This is a genomic window from Vibrio sp. 811 (assembly GCF_033339195.1).
Genome location: NZ_JAWOUB010000006.1, coordinates 33,522 through 49,433, shown reverse-complemented (window position 1 = coordinate 49,433; position 15,912 = coordinate 33,522). Strand labels below are relative to the sequence as shown.

Here is a 15,912-nt window from a genome sequence, read left to right as displayed (position 1 = left end):
ATCAGCGGCTTTGTTGTATTTGCTATCGGTGGCCGTTTACAGATTAGTTTGCAGCCTGCGGACGAGGTTTACGGCGCTGACCTGACGGTTTGTTTCCTGCAGGCTTAGCATTGTTTGGCTTGCGGTTACCAGACGGTTTACCAGCGTTGCCACTCTTATTACCGTTTGGTTTATTTCCACTCGGTTTATTGCTATTTGGTTTGTTGCCGTTAGGTTTACGGTCATCTGGTTTACTGTTTGCACGACCTTGGCCTTCACGGTTGCCTTTAGGCTTGCCCGCACCGCCCTGGTTGGTGCTGTTTTTGTTGCCGTTGTTACCACCGTTGAAGCGACGTTTAGGTTTGTTTGCACCATTGCCTGCTTTCTTTTCGGTTGCCGGAGCGTTTTCGCCCGCAGCATTTGGCGCTTTTGGTTTTTTCGGCTTCTTAGGTTTTTTCGGTTTGATTGGGCGCGTATCCAGTTTAGATTCTGGCACCACATTGGTTGGCGCAAAACCTTCCAACTCTTTACGTGGTAGTACTTCTTGAATCAAACGTTCAATCGCAAACAACTCAGATGCTTCTAGCGCACACACCAGTGAAATCGCTTTACCTACTTCGCCCGCGCGGCCAGTACGACCAATACGGTGAACGTAGTCTTCTGCCACTTTCGGTAGCTCAAAGTTCACCACTTGCGGTAATTGCGGAATATCGATACCGCGCGCAGCAATGTCCGTCGCGACCAACACACGAATTTCACCCGATTTGAAATCCGCCAGTGCTTTGGTACGTGCGCCTTGGCTCTTGTTGCCGTGGATGGCAGCAGCCGGTAGATTTTGTTCGATCAGGAACTTCGCCAGACGGTTTGCGCCGTGTTTCGTTTTCGTAAACACCAGCACTTGCTTCCAATCGCCGTCTTTGATCAATTTAACCAACATCGGTGCTTTTTTCTTCACGTCTGCAGGGTAGATGCTTTGCTCAACCGTTCTCGCCGTCGAGTTCGCCGGGTTCACTGAAATCTCAACCGGGTTGTTCACCAAGCCTTTCGCAAGGTCGCGGATTTCATCCGAGAAAGTTGCCGAGAAAAGTAGGTTCTGACGCTGTTTTGGTAGCAGAGCTAGGATCTTACGAATGTCACGGATAAAGCCCATATCCAACATACGGTCTGCTTCATCCAGCACTAGCACTTCCAGTTGGTCGAATTTCACTGCATTTTGGTTGTACAAATCCATCAGGCGCCCTGGTGTCGCGACCAACACATCCGCACCTTTGCGAAGACGCTGCATTTGCGGGTTGATCTTCACACCACCAAAAACAACTGCACTGTTTAGTGGAAGGTGACGGCTGTACATAAACACGTTTTCTTGCACCTGAGCCGCAAGTTCACGCGTTGGCGTCAGGATAAGTGCACGAACTTGGTTAGCACGAACGCGAGGGCCGTTCGATAAACGCTCAAGAATCGGTAGCGTAAAGCCTGCGGTTTTACCTGTACCAGTCTGCGCTGCTGCCATTACGTCTTTCCCTTCCAAAATAGCAGGAATTGCTTTTGCCTGAATTGGCGAAGGGGTGTCGTAGCCTTTCTCTTGAATAGCTTTAAGGATTGGAGCAGATAGACCTAACGAGGTAAAACCCATATGTATGATTCTCAATTGTAGAGTTAGATAACAACGCGCCGAAAACAAATCGGTACGAAAAGTGCGACATTCTGAGGCTTTTACGCGCAGGCTTCAACTAATTCCGTCATGGATAAATATTTGAACTGGATCTCATTTCTTTTTGGCAGGCAAAACTGATAACTGGTTTGATCGATCGATTGAATGGTTTTACGTTGGCGATGCCCATTCTTACATCGTTATCACGGCATGCAGTTTGAGTTTATCGAATGCTTTTCGGAGCAAGGGGGGCGCTTGATCCTTTCATTACTCCGCTTTTGCATGCATTAAAAACGCGCTAGTTAATTGCTGAAAGAGTGAATCTACCGACGGACGGTCGGATATATGATGGAAGAGCGGTGTGTGGACATCACCACGAATATCATCGCTGTGACCGCAAAGCTGATTACACATTCGTACTGGTTCGACAATCTTCTCGACGTCGGCATCAATCAGAATGCATGCTTGTGACAATACCACTTGTCCGCCGCCTTTTTTAAGTAAAACACGCTGCGCGGTTCCCACGACTTTTTGCCCGCCAATGTTGAGGTTGTACTCGCCATCGCAGTAGGAATAAGGCGTAGCATGAACATCCACTTTCACGCCGAGCTGTTTAAAGAAAACCGTTAATATCGCACATAAATCGAGATACGCTTTTTTGATGTTGTAAGGCTCGCCTTCTGGCCAGTGGTAAATGTGGGATAGATTGATAATACCTGGCACCTGAGGGACTGGGGCACCACCGGTTTTACGAGAAAAGAGCTTCCAGCCAGACGTATTTAACGCATGTTCTAACTCATTAGACACTGGCCATTTCTTACCCGCGGGAAGCACGAGCGTTGGACTTTTTACTTGCCAAAGCAATAGCACTTGCGAGAGTTGGTTGGACTGAACTTGTTTAATGAGCTCATCTTCTTTGTCAAATGCATCAGCGACTTCCGTAGCTGTGTAGCGAATTAGCTTATTTTTAGCAACCAAACTCTATCCCTCGCGGCTATTTAATCATTACTGTTGTATCTCAGATACAGCTTTATTGCTAGGTCTGTGATTATTAGGTTTTTGCTCGCTAGCTGCATGATCACCTTTTGGATCTTTTCCGTTGTCCATTAATTCTGCTTGAACACGCGATAAAAAGTTTTTGCTAGTCATCACATCAGCCATTCATAAAATCTGCCATCTATGAAAAATTTTGGCGATATAAGTATGAAAAAGCGAGTGATGACTCTCGCGTTAGCGGCATCATTAACGGGATGTGTGACGTTCCCAACTCAAGAATCTGAGCAAGTACAGGTGCTTTGGGACAATGTGAATGCGATTGAAAACTGTGAACTAATGGGTACCGTGATCGGCTCAGAAGGCCACTTTTACGACTATTGGCTTCACGCAGATAAAGACATGGTTTGGGGTACGCTAAACCAAATGCGCATCAAGGCGGCGGATTTAGACGCAGATACCTTGTACTTATATCAACCATTGAGCTTTTCTACGTCAGTAACGATGTTTGCAAATGCTTACAAGTGCAAACAGTAGCTATAGGCTTGAAGACAGGCGCTGCTCTCCTGTCTTTGATGCGTTCTACAAATACTGGCTACCTTGCGTTAATTGACGTTTGCTGTCGCCACCGCTGATGTATCAGAGAACGACAATGTAAAGTCTCGCTCGGTATTAAGCACTTTGGCTGGAAACTCTAAGCTCAACTGCGTATGTGGCGCGACTTCTGAAGCAATGCTAGTAACGAATTTTCGGGTTTCTCCAGGAGAGATCGATATGTCACTTCCACCTTGTGATGAGAGCTCAGCGATACCCATTGTTTCAAGTGTGTTACCTGCAGTATCCGCCAGGTGTAATAAAGATTCTGACTTGTAGATTAATTCTCCACTTTCTGTGCGATATGCATTAAACGTGTTGAAATTTGGTTGTAATGATCCTTGTGATCCAATGTTAGTAACGGAAAATGTCACATTAGCGCCATCAAAGTTCTCGACTCTTACGAGTACGTTACCGTCTTGGTAACGAGCGGCTGCTGCCGCGGTTGCTTGATGTTTCTGCCTCTGTTTCTCTTTTTCAATGTCGCTTAACTGTTTCTGCTCATTAGCGATTCGATTCTTTGCCATGTAGTACGACTGATCGACCATTGCTATTAAAGCGGGGATTGAATACAAAGTGAGGCCTTCCAAATGGTCAAAGTCGATTTTGGCATGTTGAGTACGTTTATGATTAGAAAATTGGCAGTAACCATCAATCAAACTGATGAAAGCCACTTCAAAAGTGCCCTGTAATCGGCTTACTTCCTGTGCTGCTTTCTCTAGATTTGAGCGGACTTTCCGAATCTCTTCCAAACTCTTTTGTGAAAGACGACCGTTTGGCGATACGTCGTTAGAAACCGAAACCAGTTCTTCGGTCACAAATGGATTGTTTTCGGCTGGAATCACCGTAGTGATACGGTTGGATTTGGTGATGTCTTCGCCCAATAAAACCATCATTTTTTGCGATGCGGCGGTTGTGTTGCCCGCTAATACGTCACTACAGTTTGGCGACGTATTGGCATACACGGCGAATGCGGTAAAAAGTGAAAGTGTAACGGACCAGCCAGTGGTGACGAGTCCTGTCGTGGTTCGAGTATTCATCCTGATAACCCCTCTGTCATTTGGTGCGATTCACTGACGTAATTGCCAATCAAAAGATTGGCTCGCGACATTCAGAATGGTTCTGGTCAACCCTTCGTAGTGGGTCTGCCCACAGATGCTTTTTTAGTCGTTTATCAACCGCTAAGCCACGATTGATAAAGTGTCTGAAATTGAGAGCATTAACGCTGCGAAGTTGATGTCTTTGACTGAAAGATAGACGTAACTTTTCTAACCATCAAATACGTGATTGAGTTCTCATTTTTATATGAGTGAGAGGTTCAAGAGAAAACAGGCACTTACTGTAGAGAGTTGATTTGAAGGAAAAATATAAATTTTTTGGGGAACTTTTTTGATGCTGCCTTTGAGACTTTTTCGAATCTCAAAGGCAGGTTCTTACACTCGCGTTCAATTACAACGTGTTGAGGACATCCGCGAGTCGAGAGACAGCTGTCGTCAGTTCTTCTGGTGTGGCATTGGTAAAGTTAAGACGCAGAGCGGCTTTTACCTTTGAACCTTCTGGATAAAAGACCGGGCTCGGCACTACAGCAACCCTGTTTGCGAGAAGGTTTTTCGCCAGTTCGAAGGTGTCGCATTCTGGAATCTCGACCCAAACGAACATGCCACCATCGACGGGTTTGACTACGCAACTTTCTGGCAGCTGTTTTTGCAGCTCAGCAAACATGACATCGTAACGTGATTTGTAAAGCGCACAGATGGTTGAAATGTGCGTTTCGAAGTTGTCATGTTGCAGCAGGCCATACAGCAAAGCTTGCATAGGAATACTAGAGTGCAGATCGGCACCTTGTTTAATTTTGATAAGTGGCTCAAGGTAGCTGCTTTTGCCCGTAACTACACCAATACGCAAGCCTGGTGAAGCTATTTTGGAGAAAGAGCGCAATACGATGGAGTGCTGTGGGCAGAAGTCCGAAACCAGTGGAAGCGCTTCACCAGAAAAACGCAGCTCGCGGTATGGTGCGTCTTCAATGAACGCCACGTCGTATTGTATACAAAGCTCGGCAACTTTTTGGCGAGTCTCTAGCGCCCAGCATACGCCCGTTGGGTTGTGAAAATCGGGTACGGCGTAGAACATTTTTGGTTGCTGCGTGGCAAAGCATTGTTCGAGTTCTTCAAGGTTTGGGCCACACTCGGTTTGTGAAACGGTCACGATGTTGGCTTGCACTAGACCGAATACTTGCATAGCACCAAGGTAGCTCGGTGCTTCCATCACCACTTTATCGCCCGGATTCACGTACGCACGCGCAATCAAATCTAGCCCTTGCTGAGAGCCCGTTGTGATCATCGCCAAATGAGATTCTGGCAGCTGGTAATAATCGGTAAAAAAGTTAAGTAGCGGGGCGTAGCCTGCTGTTGCGCCGTATTGAAACACCTCTGGCATATTAGCGAGGTTTTCGAGCGTCGGTTTCATTAAGTCGATCGGGAAGGTTTTTTCGTCCGGTAAGCCACCTGCAAGAGAAATGACGTTCTTATCGCTCGCTGCTGCGAGGATTTCTCGGATGTAGGATGACTTAGTTTGTTGTAATGACTGTGCGATTTCCATGTGCTGTGCTTCTCGTAATTGTCTTTTTTATGTCAGAAATAGTATAGGTAAATTGCCAAGCTTGGTGTGTCCATTTATGCTGTTAAACATGTCCATTTATGCTATTTAAGCGAAAATTTACTCCGTGAGCCACCAACAAGTTTCTAGGATCAATGACGTGCTGTTTTACATTCACCAGGACATTAGCAGAGATTTATCGGCTAAAGAGCTAGCAGATGTAGCAGCCTATTCTGAACAGCACTTCCATCGTATTTTTAAAGATGTGGTAGGGGAGTCTGTCCATCAATATATCCGTCGCACAAGAATGGAATACGCCGCCAATCAACTGATGTTTGATACCAGCTCGTCGGTGTTAGACATTGCTAACAAGTGCGGCTTTAGCTCGGTATCTTCTTTTAGCCGAGCATTTAAAGCAACGTTCGCTATGTCTCCTGGCGCGTGGCGAAAGCATGATTTACAAGTCGCAGAAAAGCCGTATCTAAAAGATCCGGAAGTGGCTGCGGGTTATCATCGGGTTGCTAAACGCGAGTTGCCAGAACCTAAAATTATGGAGGTTCCACAACGCTTTGCGGCTTATGTGCGACATGAGGGTTATAGCCGTTCTATTCGCAATGCGTGGCTGATTTTGAAGGCGTGGGCAAGCTCTGAGAATCGGGACTTTTCGGTTCAATACGGTTTGCATCACTCCAACCCCGCTTGGGTTGAGCTCGATAAGTGTCGCTATGTGGCTTGTATGGCGATTGATAAGCCGCTTAAAGTACGCGGTGTCGTGAATCAAATGACGATTCCGGGTGGTTTGCATGCTGTTTTTCGCTTAACAGGGGTATATGGAGAGCTTCTTCCTCAATTGAGTATGGTGTTAGAAAAGTGGTTGCCGAATTCAGGCTTTAAGCAGCGTTCTACTCCCGCTTATGTTCACTATCATAAAAACCATTTCCTTAGCCATGATGAGGCGTTTGAGCTGGACTTCTATCTGCCCATCAGTTTTTTCTAACTGGAGTATTTATTTACTATCCGTAAGGAAGAAAATGCTAAGCTCTATATGGTGATTTTTTACAAATAATTGAAAATTAAATGAACATCGATCATGTAAAGCTATTTGTCCGTTTGGCTTCGACACACAACATCAGCATGGCTGGTCAAGAACTTGGACTTTCTCCTGCTGTCGCTAGTGCGCACATCAACAAACTTGAGGACAGCTTAGGAGTTCGTTTAGTTCATCGCACCACACGCAAAGTTTCCTTAACTGAAGAAGGGCAGGCTTTTTTACCTCACGCGGAGGAGGTCCTTGCAACAGTGGAGGCAGCAAGGGGAGCTGTTGGATCAGGGCAGAGTGCGCCAACGGGAGTATTACGTATAACCGCCTCTGCAACTTTTGGTCGCTTACATATTGTGCCCGCATTAAAAGGTTTTATGGCGCGTTACTCAGGGTTAACCGTGGACTGCCGATTTTCTGATTCCATTATTGATCTGGTTGAGGGAGGTTTTGATGTCGCCATTCGTGTCGCTGAGTTGAAAGATTCTTCATTGGTCGCAAGAAAGCTTGCGCCAGATCGTCGTATTATCGTTGCATCACCAGATTATATTGAACAATTTGGGAGACCTAACAAGCCCCAAGACTTGACGAATCATGAATGTATTAACTTAGTTGGAATGAATAATTGGTCATTCAATACAAAAGATGGAATGCTCAATGTAAGAACTTCTGGTCGTTTTAAAACTGATAATGGTGATGCGATGAGAGACGCGACGGTAAACGGGTTAGGTATTTCTATCAACTCGGTTTGGAGTGTTTATCAAGAATTACAAAGTGGTCAGCTAGTGGAAGTACTCGAAGATCACCCTTTAGCGATGGATGCTGGGATTTGGGCTGTGTACCCAAGCTCTCGTTTAATTGCGCCTAAGGTGCGTGCCTTTATTGATTACTTTGCTGAATACTATGGCACGCCACCTTATTGGGAAGAGGTTTAAAAGTCACAAAGACCATGATCCGTGCTCAGTTGGAATAGCAAAAAAAGCAGACCCATGCAGGGTCTGCAGTGTTAGAGAGATTAAAAGTCTGCGTTTGTATCGGTACCAACAAAGACGCTAATTCCGCTGGTAGATTGATAAATGCTAAAGGTTTCACCTGCAACAATACCATCTACAGAATCGTCATTTGCGGTACAGGTATAGCCGACGGAGTACGTACCGGGCTCTACAAAGCCAAATTCATATTCGTAATTTGCTTCATCAATGTCTTCCACTACGTTCGCCGCTGCGATTGGCATTATTTGGCCTTCTGCGCCTGCAAATGGCCCCATGTTCTCTTCGGCGATATTTCCTTCATATAGGTAGACCGCGTGTGCATACCCATTTGCGCTTGGGGTATCCGTTTCGCAGTTTTGGTAGGTTAATGTTGCGATATCTCCCTGAATTTCACCCGTTGTAACCGTGTTAATTAAAGTGACGGAGGTGCGTTGAATGCTGTAGCCTTCGTTTTGGCCTGTTCCGTCTTTTAAGCCACGGCGCAGGTCAAACTCCACCACAAATTCGTTGTTGTCAGGGTTGACTGCGAAGGTATTATTAAAGAACAGTACCCCAGAATTCGGATCTTTTCCGACCCCCTGCGGACAAGCCCCATTACCTTTTACGGTCAGTGGTATTTGATTGCCGGTCGCTTCATCAACAACATAGGATGGATAATCCGGATGATCGCCATCATTCGCAAACACGCAGAGTTTGTAATTGCCAGTGGGTATCAGCTCGTCGTCCACTAACTCTTGAGCGTCACTGCCCTGGAAGTCGAGTAAGTTAACGCTTAATGGTATTGGATCTTCATTATCGAGCAGAGGATTACCATTTTCGTCAACGAAATTTCCGTCTTCGTCGGTTTTATACACATCGAAAACTTGTGGTGTACCACCATCCAAAGGGAGAAATGCCACTTTGTTGTATGCGATAACCACTTCTGATACGTCATCAATAGGGGCATCTGATACAGACAAGGTAACCGGAGTCATTGTGCTGACAGAGTCACTGTCTGAATTACAGCCAATCAACGCAACTGTTATTGACGCACTGATCAAGCCAATTTTCATGCTGTTCATTTAGATGTACCTTTTTATGAGAAGTGTATTAAATGTAGTCGATTATTGATAAAACACAGAATAATAACGAGCGGAGTCGCGCGGTTAAAAGAGTGATAAACCATGACTAAGAAGTTCAGTAAAAGTGTGCTCAAATCGACGATATTGTGCTATTTGAAGTGCTATGGTTAGAAATGTGTCGCTCAAAAAATGAGCGGATAAATACATCAACAACTCTAGCCAAGAGGTCTCTATGTTAGGTGAAAATCACTCATTAACTCATGAATTCCCAGAACATTTGGATACCATTACTCAGCTTACCGAAAACGATGCATCATTTGCTGAAACCGTTAAAAACTACAATGCTTTAGATAAGGAAATCCGCGTACTAGAACTTCAAGGAAGCCCGATTGATGATCACGAAATGAACGTATTAAAACATAACCGGGCTGAGCTCAAAGACTGGCTCCACTCGCGAATAATGGGTTCTTAGTGACGAAATGATCATCGGCTCGTAAATAGCGGGCCGATTTTAGTTCCAATGGACGATGCCAAGTGTGCAAACATTAGGAGTGCTGAGCAGGAGCTTGGAGCGGCAGGTGACCAGTTTTTACCCAAATGATCGTTTCTTGCTCTACAAAAGGAAAATGCTCGCTCATATGTGGGCTTCGGATCCAAGAGTAGGGAGGATAGGTTCCTAGCTCGTCTTTAAATTCCCCCGATAACACAAAAATTTCTTCACCACCAAAGTGACGGTGTGGTTGAAACTTCTCGCCTTTCGGCCATTTAACCAATGCGACATGTTCATGCTCAAAATCATGCAGAGGCATGACTTGCAACCCACCGACACCACTCTGCCAGCTCGCTTGGTTTGTATTAATGCGAACTGTTTCAAGATCCTCAGATTCGAACTGATTTAGTTTAACTAAAATCACACAGCCTTCTTTGCTAAATGGTGCGTGTTGACTTCCTGGAGGGTTACGAAGGTAAGTGCCGGCAGGGTAGTCACCGTATTCGTCAGAGAATACCCCCTCGAGCACCAATATTTCTTCTCCTTGAGGGTGAGGATGAGTCGAAAACTGCGAATTTGGCTCGTACTTAACGACGCTGGTGGTATGCCCTGATTCTTTGGCTTCTCGTTCCAAAGGTTTGCGCCACACACCTTTGGAAGGGCTGGCGATCCATTCCTGTTGAGCAGTATCTATCACGATTCTTTTTGAAAAATCCATATTCAACATATTGAAATTCCGTTACTTATTTAATTACTAATTCTCATTAGTATACGTATAAAAAACATCAATTGATTCATTTGTTGATAGCCCAATTCATGGATTGAGTACGAACATGAAATCGGAGCCTAATTTAAATTTCTGCTTGTGTAATGAGAATTGTTATATTATAACATCGCAAAATTAAATGTTATAACATAACAAAAAGGAAAAAGTAGTGAATAAGAAATTGGTGTCTCTCGTGATCGGTAGCATTTTTGCATCCCCTGTTTTTGCCGACACACTATCGAACCCACAGATTGGTGTTGTTGTTGATGGCTACTACCAAGATGGCCAACGTCATAATTCTGAGCGCGAAGAAGGCTTTGGTCTAGGCCATACGGAATTAAACTTCTCATCAAATATCGACGACAAGTTTTACGGCGCATTGACCGCGGTTCTTGAAAGTCATGGTGATGATACAGAATTAGAGCTTGAAGAGGCATTCATCGAAACTTTGGCATTGCCATATGGTGTAAATGTGCGCGCTGGCCGATTCCTATCTGACTTTGGTTATCTGAATAACCAACACATGCACACCGATAGCTTTGTCGAGCGTCCAATTGCTTATCGTACTTTCCTTGGCTCGCACTACTACGATGATGGTGTACGTGCAAACATCGTGTTGCCAACCGACCTTTACGTAAAACTTGGTGTAGAAGCGCTTAGTGGTAGCAAAATGTCTTCTGTCGAAGATGGTTCTGAAGTTGGCGTGTACACCACGACGCTGAAGCTTGGGAATGACTTCTCCGAATCTTCAAGTTGGCAGTTTGGTTTAAGTTACCTGCGCAACGAAAACGGCAAGGTTAAAGAGTTCGAAGATCACGACCACGGTCATGAAGAAGAGCATGATCACGAGCACCATCATGGCGCAGCAGTGACAGGTGCGAACCTTTACGGTGCTGATTTTGTTTGGAAATGGGCACCAGACGGTAATTACAAATACAGCAACTTCACGCTATCGGCTGAATACATGCTGTTAGACGGTGTGGTAGACAGCAAATATAAAAACGATGCAGAGTCACCAGACAACCTAAGCGCATACTATGTTTCGGGCGTTTATCGCTTCAACCCAAGCTGGTCAGCTGGTCTACGTTACGGCGAAGCAGAAAGCTACGATGGTCATGCACACGGCGACCACATGCATTTTACTGAGCTGAATGATAAAGAAATGGATGCGATGATCGCATGGGATTCTTCTCATTTCGGTACTATCCGTGCGCAATACACTCGCATTGATAACCAAGACAGTGAGACAGACAACGTGTTCACTCTGCAATACGTGATGACATTTGGAGCGCACGGTGCTCATGCGTTCTAAGCTGACATTGAATAAATGCAGTTTGGTGATGATGGCGGCAGGAGCTGCCATCATCTCTTCGCCTGCTTTAGCTCTAAACATTTTTGTTTGTGAGCCAGAATGGAAAGCCTTTCTTGAAAGCCACGCGCCAGATGCCAGTATTTATTCAGCGACAACGGTCAAGCAAGACCCACATTACGTACAAGCTCGCCCTTCTTTGATTGCGAAGATGCGCCAAGCGGACATGGCAATGTGTTCGGGCGCAGAACTAGAGGTGGGGTGGTTACCTATGCTGCAAGTTCGTAGCAGCAATGCGGCGGTGCAAAATGGTGCGCCGAGCATGATCTACGCGACGGACTTCGTGCGCATGTTAGATACTCATGCTCACGTTGACCGTAGCATGGGAGATATACACGCTCACGGTAACCCACATGTTCAATTTGCGGCAAATGACATGATTCCATTATCTCGTAAAGTCACGGAGCGCCTAAAAGCGATTGATCCCGACAACGCACAAAGTTACCAAGTGAATGGTATGAAGTTTCGTGCTCATTGGCGTAAAAAGCTTAAAGAATGGAATGAGAAAGGGGCTGCTTTAAAGGGTAAGCAAGTTGTCGGTTATCACGCGACGTATCGTTATTTGTACGATTGGCTCGGAATGAAGCAGATTGCCGATCTCGAACCTAAACCGGGCATTTCACCGACCACATCTCACCTGCAATCGCTTACCAAGTTAGATGCTGACAGTTTTGATGCGATTGTTTACTCCTCTCATCAGGATCAGCGTCCAGCGAACTGGTTGCAAGATCATACTGACAAACCTGTGATTCAACTGCCATTGACCGTTTCTGAGGGTGAAAGCTTGGATGAGATGTACGATCAGGTCATTGATGATTTACTGGATGTGTTAGTGCCGCCCGTTCCTGTGAAGATCTAAGCCATGGCGGATTATGCATGGCTTTTACCTGCGGTTTTGTGTGGTTTAATTGCGTTAGTTGGCAACATCGTTCTGGGGCAACAAGTTCTTAATCGTCAGATCATCTTTATAGATTTGGCGGTGGCGCAAGTCGCGGCATTGGGGGCAGCACTAAGCCACTACTGGTTGAGCCAATACGCGCTGTTCTCAGGCTCATTCTTTGGCGAAATGATTGGCCCTTGGGTGATGTCTTTGATGCTTTGCGGTTTGATCGCCTTAATGGAGAAACGATACCAGCAGCATTTAGAGCCCATGATCGGCAGCTTGTTTGTCGTGTCTGCATCGCTGGCGATCCTGCTGGTGAGCAAAGACCCACACGGCGGAGACTTTATTCAAGGCATTCTTAATGGGCAACTGTTATGGGCGACTTGGGCAGACGTTTGGCCTTTGGCACTCATTACCGCTGCGATGTTGCTATTAGTTTGGTTAAAACCTGCGTTTATGCGCGGTAGTGGTTTTTATCTGATCTTTGCTATTCTGATGCCCATTACGGTCAAGTTAACCGGCATTTATTTAGAATTTGCTTTGTTGGTGATTCCAGCTTTATGTGCGGCAGCATTGAAGGGAACTCGATTCTTTGTCGCCAGTATCAGCATCGGTATTGTTGGGATCTTATCGGGTATTGCCGCGTCGGCTCGCTATGACTTACCGAGTGGTGCGAGTATTGTGATCACCCTGTTTATTGCTGGCATGTTGTTTAATCTCTTGCTTCAGCCTTTTCTGGTGAAAATAACAAAACCAGCTTTTGTAAGAGATTAAGAGACAAGTAATATTGGTCTGATGAAGTAGTATTTGATTAATCAGACCAATACTTTTCTATCCAAGTCCTCCAATCGTGTAACTTTGCGCCTTCCAACACACTTTCTTACGTTGATCTTGCCATAGTCATCAAGTTGCCTTGATTAGTTCACATCCGACTCCCAGACTGTTTCTATAGTTTTTATAAGATATAAAAAACCCTGCGTATGAGAAGCGCAGCTGTAACGCGATTAGGCATAAAAACAAAAACGCTAGGGATACAAGCGAATTTGTAATCTCAACATTTAAGGAAGACCAAGATGAAACCGGAAAAAGTAGCAGTAGTCACTGGTGCGGCTCGTGGTATTGGCCAAGCGATTTGTGAACAATTACTGGAGGATGGATTCCATGTTGTCGGGCTAGATATATCGCCCGTGGAATGGAGCCAGTCGGCGCAGCTAAGCAGTTATCAAGTCAACTTGTGTGATGCCGAAGCCGTCAGTGAAGTAGTAGAAAGTGTTGTAGAGCAGCACGGAAGAATCGATGCTCTGGTTAACAACGCGGGCATCACTCGAGATGCATTGTTGCCAGATATGTTAGAGCAAGACTGGGACAGCGTGATCGACGTGAACCTAAAAGCGGTGTTCTTACTCACCCAACGTGTTGCTCCTGTCATGCTAGAGCAGGGCACAGGCAGTATTGTTAGCATTTCTTCTATAGTGGGAACGGATGGTAATATCGGCCAGAGCAACTACGGCGCAAGTAAAGGCGGCGTCATCTCAATGAGCAAAGGCTGGGCGAAAGAACTTTCAAGAAAGGGTGCACAGATACGCGTCAACTGTGTCGCGCCAGGCTTTATCGCCACCGACATGACCAAGAACCTGCCAGAGAAAGTTATTCAAATGATGGAAGGCAAAACCCCATTAGGGCGCATGGGCTCAGTTCAAGATATTGCCAATGGCGTCTCTTTCCTAACCTCAGACAAGAGCGCCTACATCACAGGACAAGTGCTCAAGATTGACGGTGGGTTGGTATTATAGCTCGCTAATCAAAACGTCAAATACCAAACGCCCTTTACTTATATGAAGGGCGTTTTTGTTTGAGGAACATTAATTGACCTGCTGGTATTTTTTTGCTCCTAAATGATTCAGTGGAATCAGTCAATAGTACGTGATGGAAGGTATAATTGCTTACTTTTATTAGCGAAGAAACTGATTGTATTGAGTGTTTTGTAGCCACTTGTTTTCTGGTAGCTTACAGCTCTTATTAAAGCTGTTGTGCCAGTCACATCTAATTAACCAAACATACAAGGAAGGAATTGTGAAGTATACGCCAAAGCCAAAGCCTATTCGACCTAGCAACCCATCTGCATTAGAGTTGGCTATTTATCGCTACGAATGTCAGGCCGCTGAATATCACGACAAAAAGAATAGTGTTGCGCCTAACAATGAATCTAAAGAAGCTTGCAAGCAGCGTATTGATGCTTTGGAAAAGGATTGGGCACACCTTCAGCATGAGCGAAAAAAGATTACTGCTCAGGTGATGCCTTGAAACATACCGTGCTGAAAACAAGTTGAAAGATGAAGATGAGTTGTTCGAGGAGGCTCATCATCCGACTCGTGTGCTGGCTCGTAATCTCACCGCAGTTGGTGAACCTAAGCCGAGTAGCATCCATGACCCACATCATATCATTCCGGGTAAAGGACGGTTTCAGCAGGTTAGACTTGTTGTGACACGATTAGCTCTTCATGCTCACGGTATTGGAATCAATGACCCGTTGAATGGCGCTTGGCTACCTCGCTATAAAAAGCACAAAGGTCACTGGGCAGGCAGTGAAGCACCAGCTCATCGAGAGATACATCGGTATAACTATGAATCATGGATTGTGAATACGTTTAGTTCTCCAATGCTGCCTGAGCAGGCAATGATTAGTCGCTTACAAAGAGTAAAGCACAAGCTTCTGCATGGTGGATATCCGCAGAAAATTATTGAAAAGAAAGACACTAGCTGGAGCGGTCAATCATGAAAATCTACCAGTTAAAGCAACGCCCTGAGGAGTTTAAAACTCTAACTCTGGATATTATGAATCTTGCTAATCAGCTTGGTAATAAAAAGCTAGTAAGGCAACTCCGACTGCAGCCTTCTACTAATGAGCCTTTACTACCAATTTGGAAAGATGGTGTGGTTGGCGATTTTGAGGATGTTTTAGGAAAAAACTCTACGATGCCGGACATATCAACATGGTATAGCACATATCTAGCGCTAACTGCAGGTGCATGCGATAAGCTAGAATCGGTACTAGCGTCTGAGGGGGAGTTCTTGCCTATAAACGTTGGTGACGAAACCATATATGCTTTTAATTGCCTTAGTTTTGGCGCTGAAGATGAGTCTATGTGCCTTAAGAAATATACCGATGGTTTTGAAGATGGTCTGGAAACCATTGAATTTGATGAAGAGGATATCGAACCACGCTATGTATTCAAATCTCGCTTACAAGGCTGTACAGTGCTCTATGCTACAGAATCTTTCAAGCTTTTGTGCGAAGAGCATGGACTAGAAGGACTTAAGTTTGATGAAGATTTGCTGGATCCGTTTTAGTAGTTGACCAATGGGGTTAATGAATCCAACCACTACACTAGAAATTTGCAATACCTAAGCTAATGTTAGTGGGTTAATCGGCTCGTGGTTTTTCACAGTAGAGCCAAATTAGAAGTTGCATTTATTGCTAGTTCTGTCTTTTCTTTAGT

18 protein-coding genes are annotated in these 15,912 nt (G+C 45.2%); 11 read left to right on the top strand and 7 right to left on the bottom strand.

Features of this window, described 5'->3' with window-relative positions; genetic code table 11:
- Nucleotides 1-43: 43 nt before the first annotated feature.
- From R7Q46_RS11585 to R7Q46_RS11575, 3 genes are all read right to left on the bottom strand, one after another.
- Nucleotides 44-1,612 carry a DEAD/DEAH box helicase gene (locus tag R7Q46_RS11585; RefSeq protein ID WP_005387019.1) on the bottom strand — a complete coding sequence of 523 codons (1,569 nt, stop codon included), beginning with the start codon at nt 1,610-1,612 and terminating at the stop codon, nt 44-46.
- Nucleotides 1,613-1,897: 285 nt separating this feature from the next.
- Complete coding sequence (locus tag R7Q46_RS11580; RefSeq protein ID WP_005387017.1) at nt 1,898-2,608, bottom strand: biotin/lipoate A/B protein ligase family protein; 711 nt, start codon at nt 2,606-2,608, stop codon at nt 1,898-1,900.
- Nucleotides 2,609-2,635: 27 nt separating this feature from the next.
- Nucleotides 2,636-2,791, bottom strand: coding sequence for a hypothetical protein (locus R7Q46_RS11575; protein ID WP_213871512.1), 156 nt, complete (start codon nt 2,789-2,791; stop codon nt 2,636-2,638).
- A gap of 42 nt (nt 2,792-2,833) precedes the next feature.
- On the opposite strand from R7Q46_RS11575, the gene R7Q46_RS11570 reads away from it, so the two are divergent.
- Nucleotides 2,834-3,160, top strand: a complete 327-nt coding sequence (locus tag R7Q46_RS11570) for a DUF4156 domain-containing protein (protein ID WP_005387015.1) — start codon at nt 2,834-2,836, stop codon at nt 3,158-3,160.
- A gap of 68 nt (nt 3,161-3,228) precedes the next feature.
- Here R7Q46_RS11570 and R7Q46_RS11565 read toward each other — a convergent pair whose 3' ends face one another.
- The gene (locus tag R7Q46_RS11565) at nt 3,229-4,257 is read right to left on the bottom strand and encodes a hypothetical protein (RefSeq protein WP_318077512.1); all 1,029 of its coding nucleotides are present in this window, start codon (nt 4,255-4,257) and stop codon (nt 3,229-3,231) included.
- A 409-nt stretch (nt 4,258-4,666) separates the two neighbouring features.
- On the bottom strand, nt 4,667-5,815 hold the full coding sequence (locus tag R7Q46_RS11560; protein WP_005373746.1) for a PLP-dependent aminotransferase family protein: 1,149 nt from the start codon (nt 5,813-5,815) through the stop codon (nt 4,667-4,669).
- Between the two features lie 124 nt (nt 5,816-5,939).
- Here R7Q46_RS11560 and R7Q46_RS11555 point away from each other — a divergent pair, with 124 nt between their 5' ends.
- Nucleotides 5,940-6,809 carry an AraC family transcriptional regulator gene (locus R7Q46_RS11555; RefSeq protein WP_005387011.1) on the top strand — a complete coding sequence of 290 codons (870 nt, stop codon included), beginning with the start codon at nt 5,940-5,942 and terminating at the stop codon, nt 6,807-6,809.
- Between the two features lie 80 nt (nt 6,810-6,889).
- Entirely contained in the window at nt 6,890-7,786 is an 897-nt protein-coding gene (locus tag R7Q46_RS11550; protein WP_137282795.1) for a LysR family transcriptional regulator, read from the top strand.
- 80 nt (nt 7,787-7,866) lie between these two features.
- Here the strand turns inward: R7Q46_RS11550 and R7Q46_RS11545 are convergent, their stop codons facing one another.
- The gene (locus R7Q46_RS11545; protein ID WP_213871437.1) at nt 7,867-8,904 is read right to left on the bottom strand and encodes a DUF4382 domain-containing protein; all 1,038 of its coding nucleotides are present in this window, start codon (nt 8,902-8,904) and stop codon (nt 7,867-7,869) included.
- Between the two features lie 232 nt (nt 8,905-9,136).
- Here R7Q46_RS11545 and R7Q46_RS11540 point away from each other — a divergent pair, with 232 nt between their 5' ends.
- Nucleotides 9,137-9,376, top strand: a complete 240-nt coding sequence (locus R7Q46_RS11540) for a YdcH family protein (protein WP_005373737.1) — start codon at nt 9,137-9,139, stop codon at nt 9,374-9,376.
- 73 nt (nt 9,377-9,449) lie between these two features.
- On the opposite strand, the gene R7Q46_RS11535 is transcribed toward R7Q46_RS11540, so the two are convergent.
- Nucleotides 9,450-10,121 carry a cupin domain-containing protein gene (locus R7Q46_RS11535; protein WP_137282793.1) on the bottom strand — a complete coding sequence of 224 codons (672 nt, stop codon included), beginning with the start codon at nt 10,119-10,121 and terminating at the stop codon, nt 9,450-9,452.
- 208 nt (nt 10,122-10,329) lie between these two features.
- On the opposite strand from R7Q46_RS11535, the gene R7Q46_RS11530 reads away from it, so the two are divergent.
- From R7Q46_RS11530 to R7Q46_RS11500, 7 genes are all read left to right on the top strand, one after another.
- On the top strand, nt 10,330-11,472 hold the full coding sequence (locus R7Q46_RS11530) for a hypothetical protein (RefSeq protein WP_182015828.1): 1,143 nt from the start codon (nt 10,330-10,332) through the stop codon (nt 11,470-11,472).
- The gene (locus R7Q46_RS11525; protein ID WP_213871436.1) at nt 11,462-12,388 is read left to right on the top strand and encodes a metal ABC transporter solute-binding protein, Zn/Mn family; all 927 of its coding nucleotides are present in this window, start codon (nt 11,462-11,464) and stop codon (nt 12,386-12,388) included. Before R7Q46_RS11530 ends, R7Q46_RS11525 begins: the two co-directional genes overlap by 11 nt.
- A gap of 3 nt (nt 12,389-12,391) precedes the next feature.
- Complete coding sequence (locus tag R7Q46_RS11520; RefSeq protein WP_005373725.1) at nt 12,392-13,186, top strand: metal ABC transporter permease; 795 nt, start codon at nt 12,392-12,394, stop codon at nt 13,184-13,186.
- Nucleotides 13,187-13,485: 299 nt separating this feature from the next.
- Nucleotides 13,486-14,205, top strand: coding sequence for a 3-oxoacyl-ACP reductase FabG (gene fabG / locus R7Q46_RS11515; RefSeq protein ID WP_213871435.1), 720 nt, complete (start codon nt 13,486-13,488; stop codon nt 14,203-14,205).
- Nucleotides 14,206-14,485: 280 nt separating this feature from the next.
- Nucleotides 14,486-14,716 carry a hypothetical protein gene (locus R7Q46_RS11510; protein WP_318077511.1) on the top strand — a complete coding sequence of 77 codons (231 nt, stop codon included), beginning with the start codon at nt 14,486-14,488 and terminating at the stop codon, nt 14,714-14,716.
- Nucleotides 14,717-14,738: 22 nt separating this feature from the next.
- Nucleotides 14,739-15,191: an AHH domain-containing protein gene (locus R7Q46_RS11505; protein WP_318077510.1), complete on the top strand. Its 453-nt coding sequence runs from the start codon at nt 14,739-14,741 to the stop codon at nt 15,189-15,191.
- Nucleotides 15,188-15,763 (top strand): hypothetical protein, encoded by a 576-nt coding sequence (locus tag R7Q46_RS11500; protein ID WP_053349296.1) that lies wholly within the window; start codon nt 15,188-15,190, stop codon nt 15,761-15,763. The genes R7Q46_RS11505 and R7Q46_RS11500 overlap by 4 nt, the downstream gene beginning before the upstream one ends.
- The last annotated feature ends 149 nt before the right edge of the window (nt 15,764-15,912 follow it).

Bases quoted from the DNA above. Each gene is read 5' to 3' on its own strand.
- R7Q46_RS11585 (WP_005387019.1), bottom strand. From the start codon at position 1,612: ATGGGTTTTACCTCGTTAGGTCTATCTGCTCCAATCCTTAAAGCTATT.
- R7Q46_RS11575 (WP_213871512.1), bottom strand. From the start codon at position 2,791: ATGGCTGATGTGATGACTAGCAAAAACTTTTTATCGCGTGTTCAAGCA.
- R7Q46_RS11570 (WP_005387015.1), top strand. From the start codon at position 2,834: ATGAAAAAGCGAGTGATGACTCTCGCGTTAGCGGCATCATTAACGGGA.
- R7Q46_RS11565 (WP_318077512.1), bottom strand. From the start codon at position 4,257: ATGAATACTCGAACCACGACAGGACTCGTCACCACTGGCTGGTCCGTT.
- R7Q46_RS11560 (WP_005373746.1), bottom strand. From the start codon at position 5,815: ATGGAAATCGCACAGTCATTACAACAAACTAAGTCATCCTACATCCGA.
- R7Q46_RS11550 (WP_137282795.1), top strand. From the start codon at position 6,890: ATGAACATCGATCATGTAAAGCTATTTGTCCGTTTGGCTTCGACACAC.
- R7Q46_RS11545 (WP_213871437.1), bottom strand. From the start codon at position 8,904: ATGAACAGCATGAAAATTGGCTTGATCAGTGCGTCAATAACAGTTGCG.
- R7Q46_RS11540 (WP_005373737.1), top strand. From the start codon at position 9,137: ATGTTAGGTGAAAATCACTCATTAACTCATGAATTCCCAGAACATTTG.
- R7Q46_RS11535 (WP_137282793.1), bottom strand. From the start codon at position 10,121: ATGTTGAATATGGATTTTTCAAAAAGAATCGTGATAGATACTGCTCAA.
- R7Q46_RS11525 (WP_213871436.1), top strand. From the start codon at position 11,462: ATGCGTTCTAAGCTGACATTGAATAAATGCAGTTTGGTGATGATGGCG.
- R7Q46_RS11520 (WP_005373725.1), top strand. From the start codon at position 12,392: ATGGCGGATTATGCATGGCTTTTACCTGCGGTTTTGTGTGGTTTAATT.
- fabG (WP_213871435.1), top strand. From the start codon at position 13,486: ATGAAACCGGAAAAAGTAGCAGTAGTCACTGGTGCGGCTCGTGGTATT.
- R7Q46_RS11500 (WP_053349296.1), top strand. From the start codon at position 15,188: ATGAAAATCTACCAGTTAAAGCAACGCCCTGAGGAGTTTAAAACTCTA.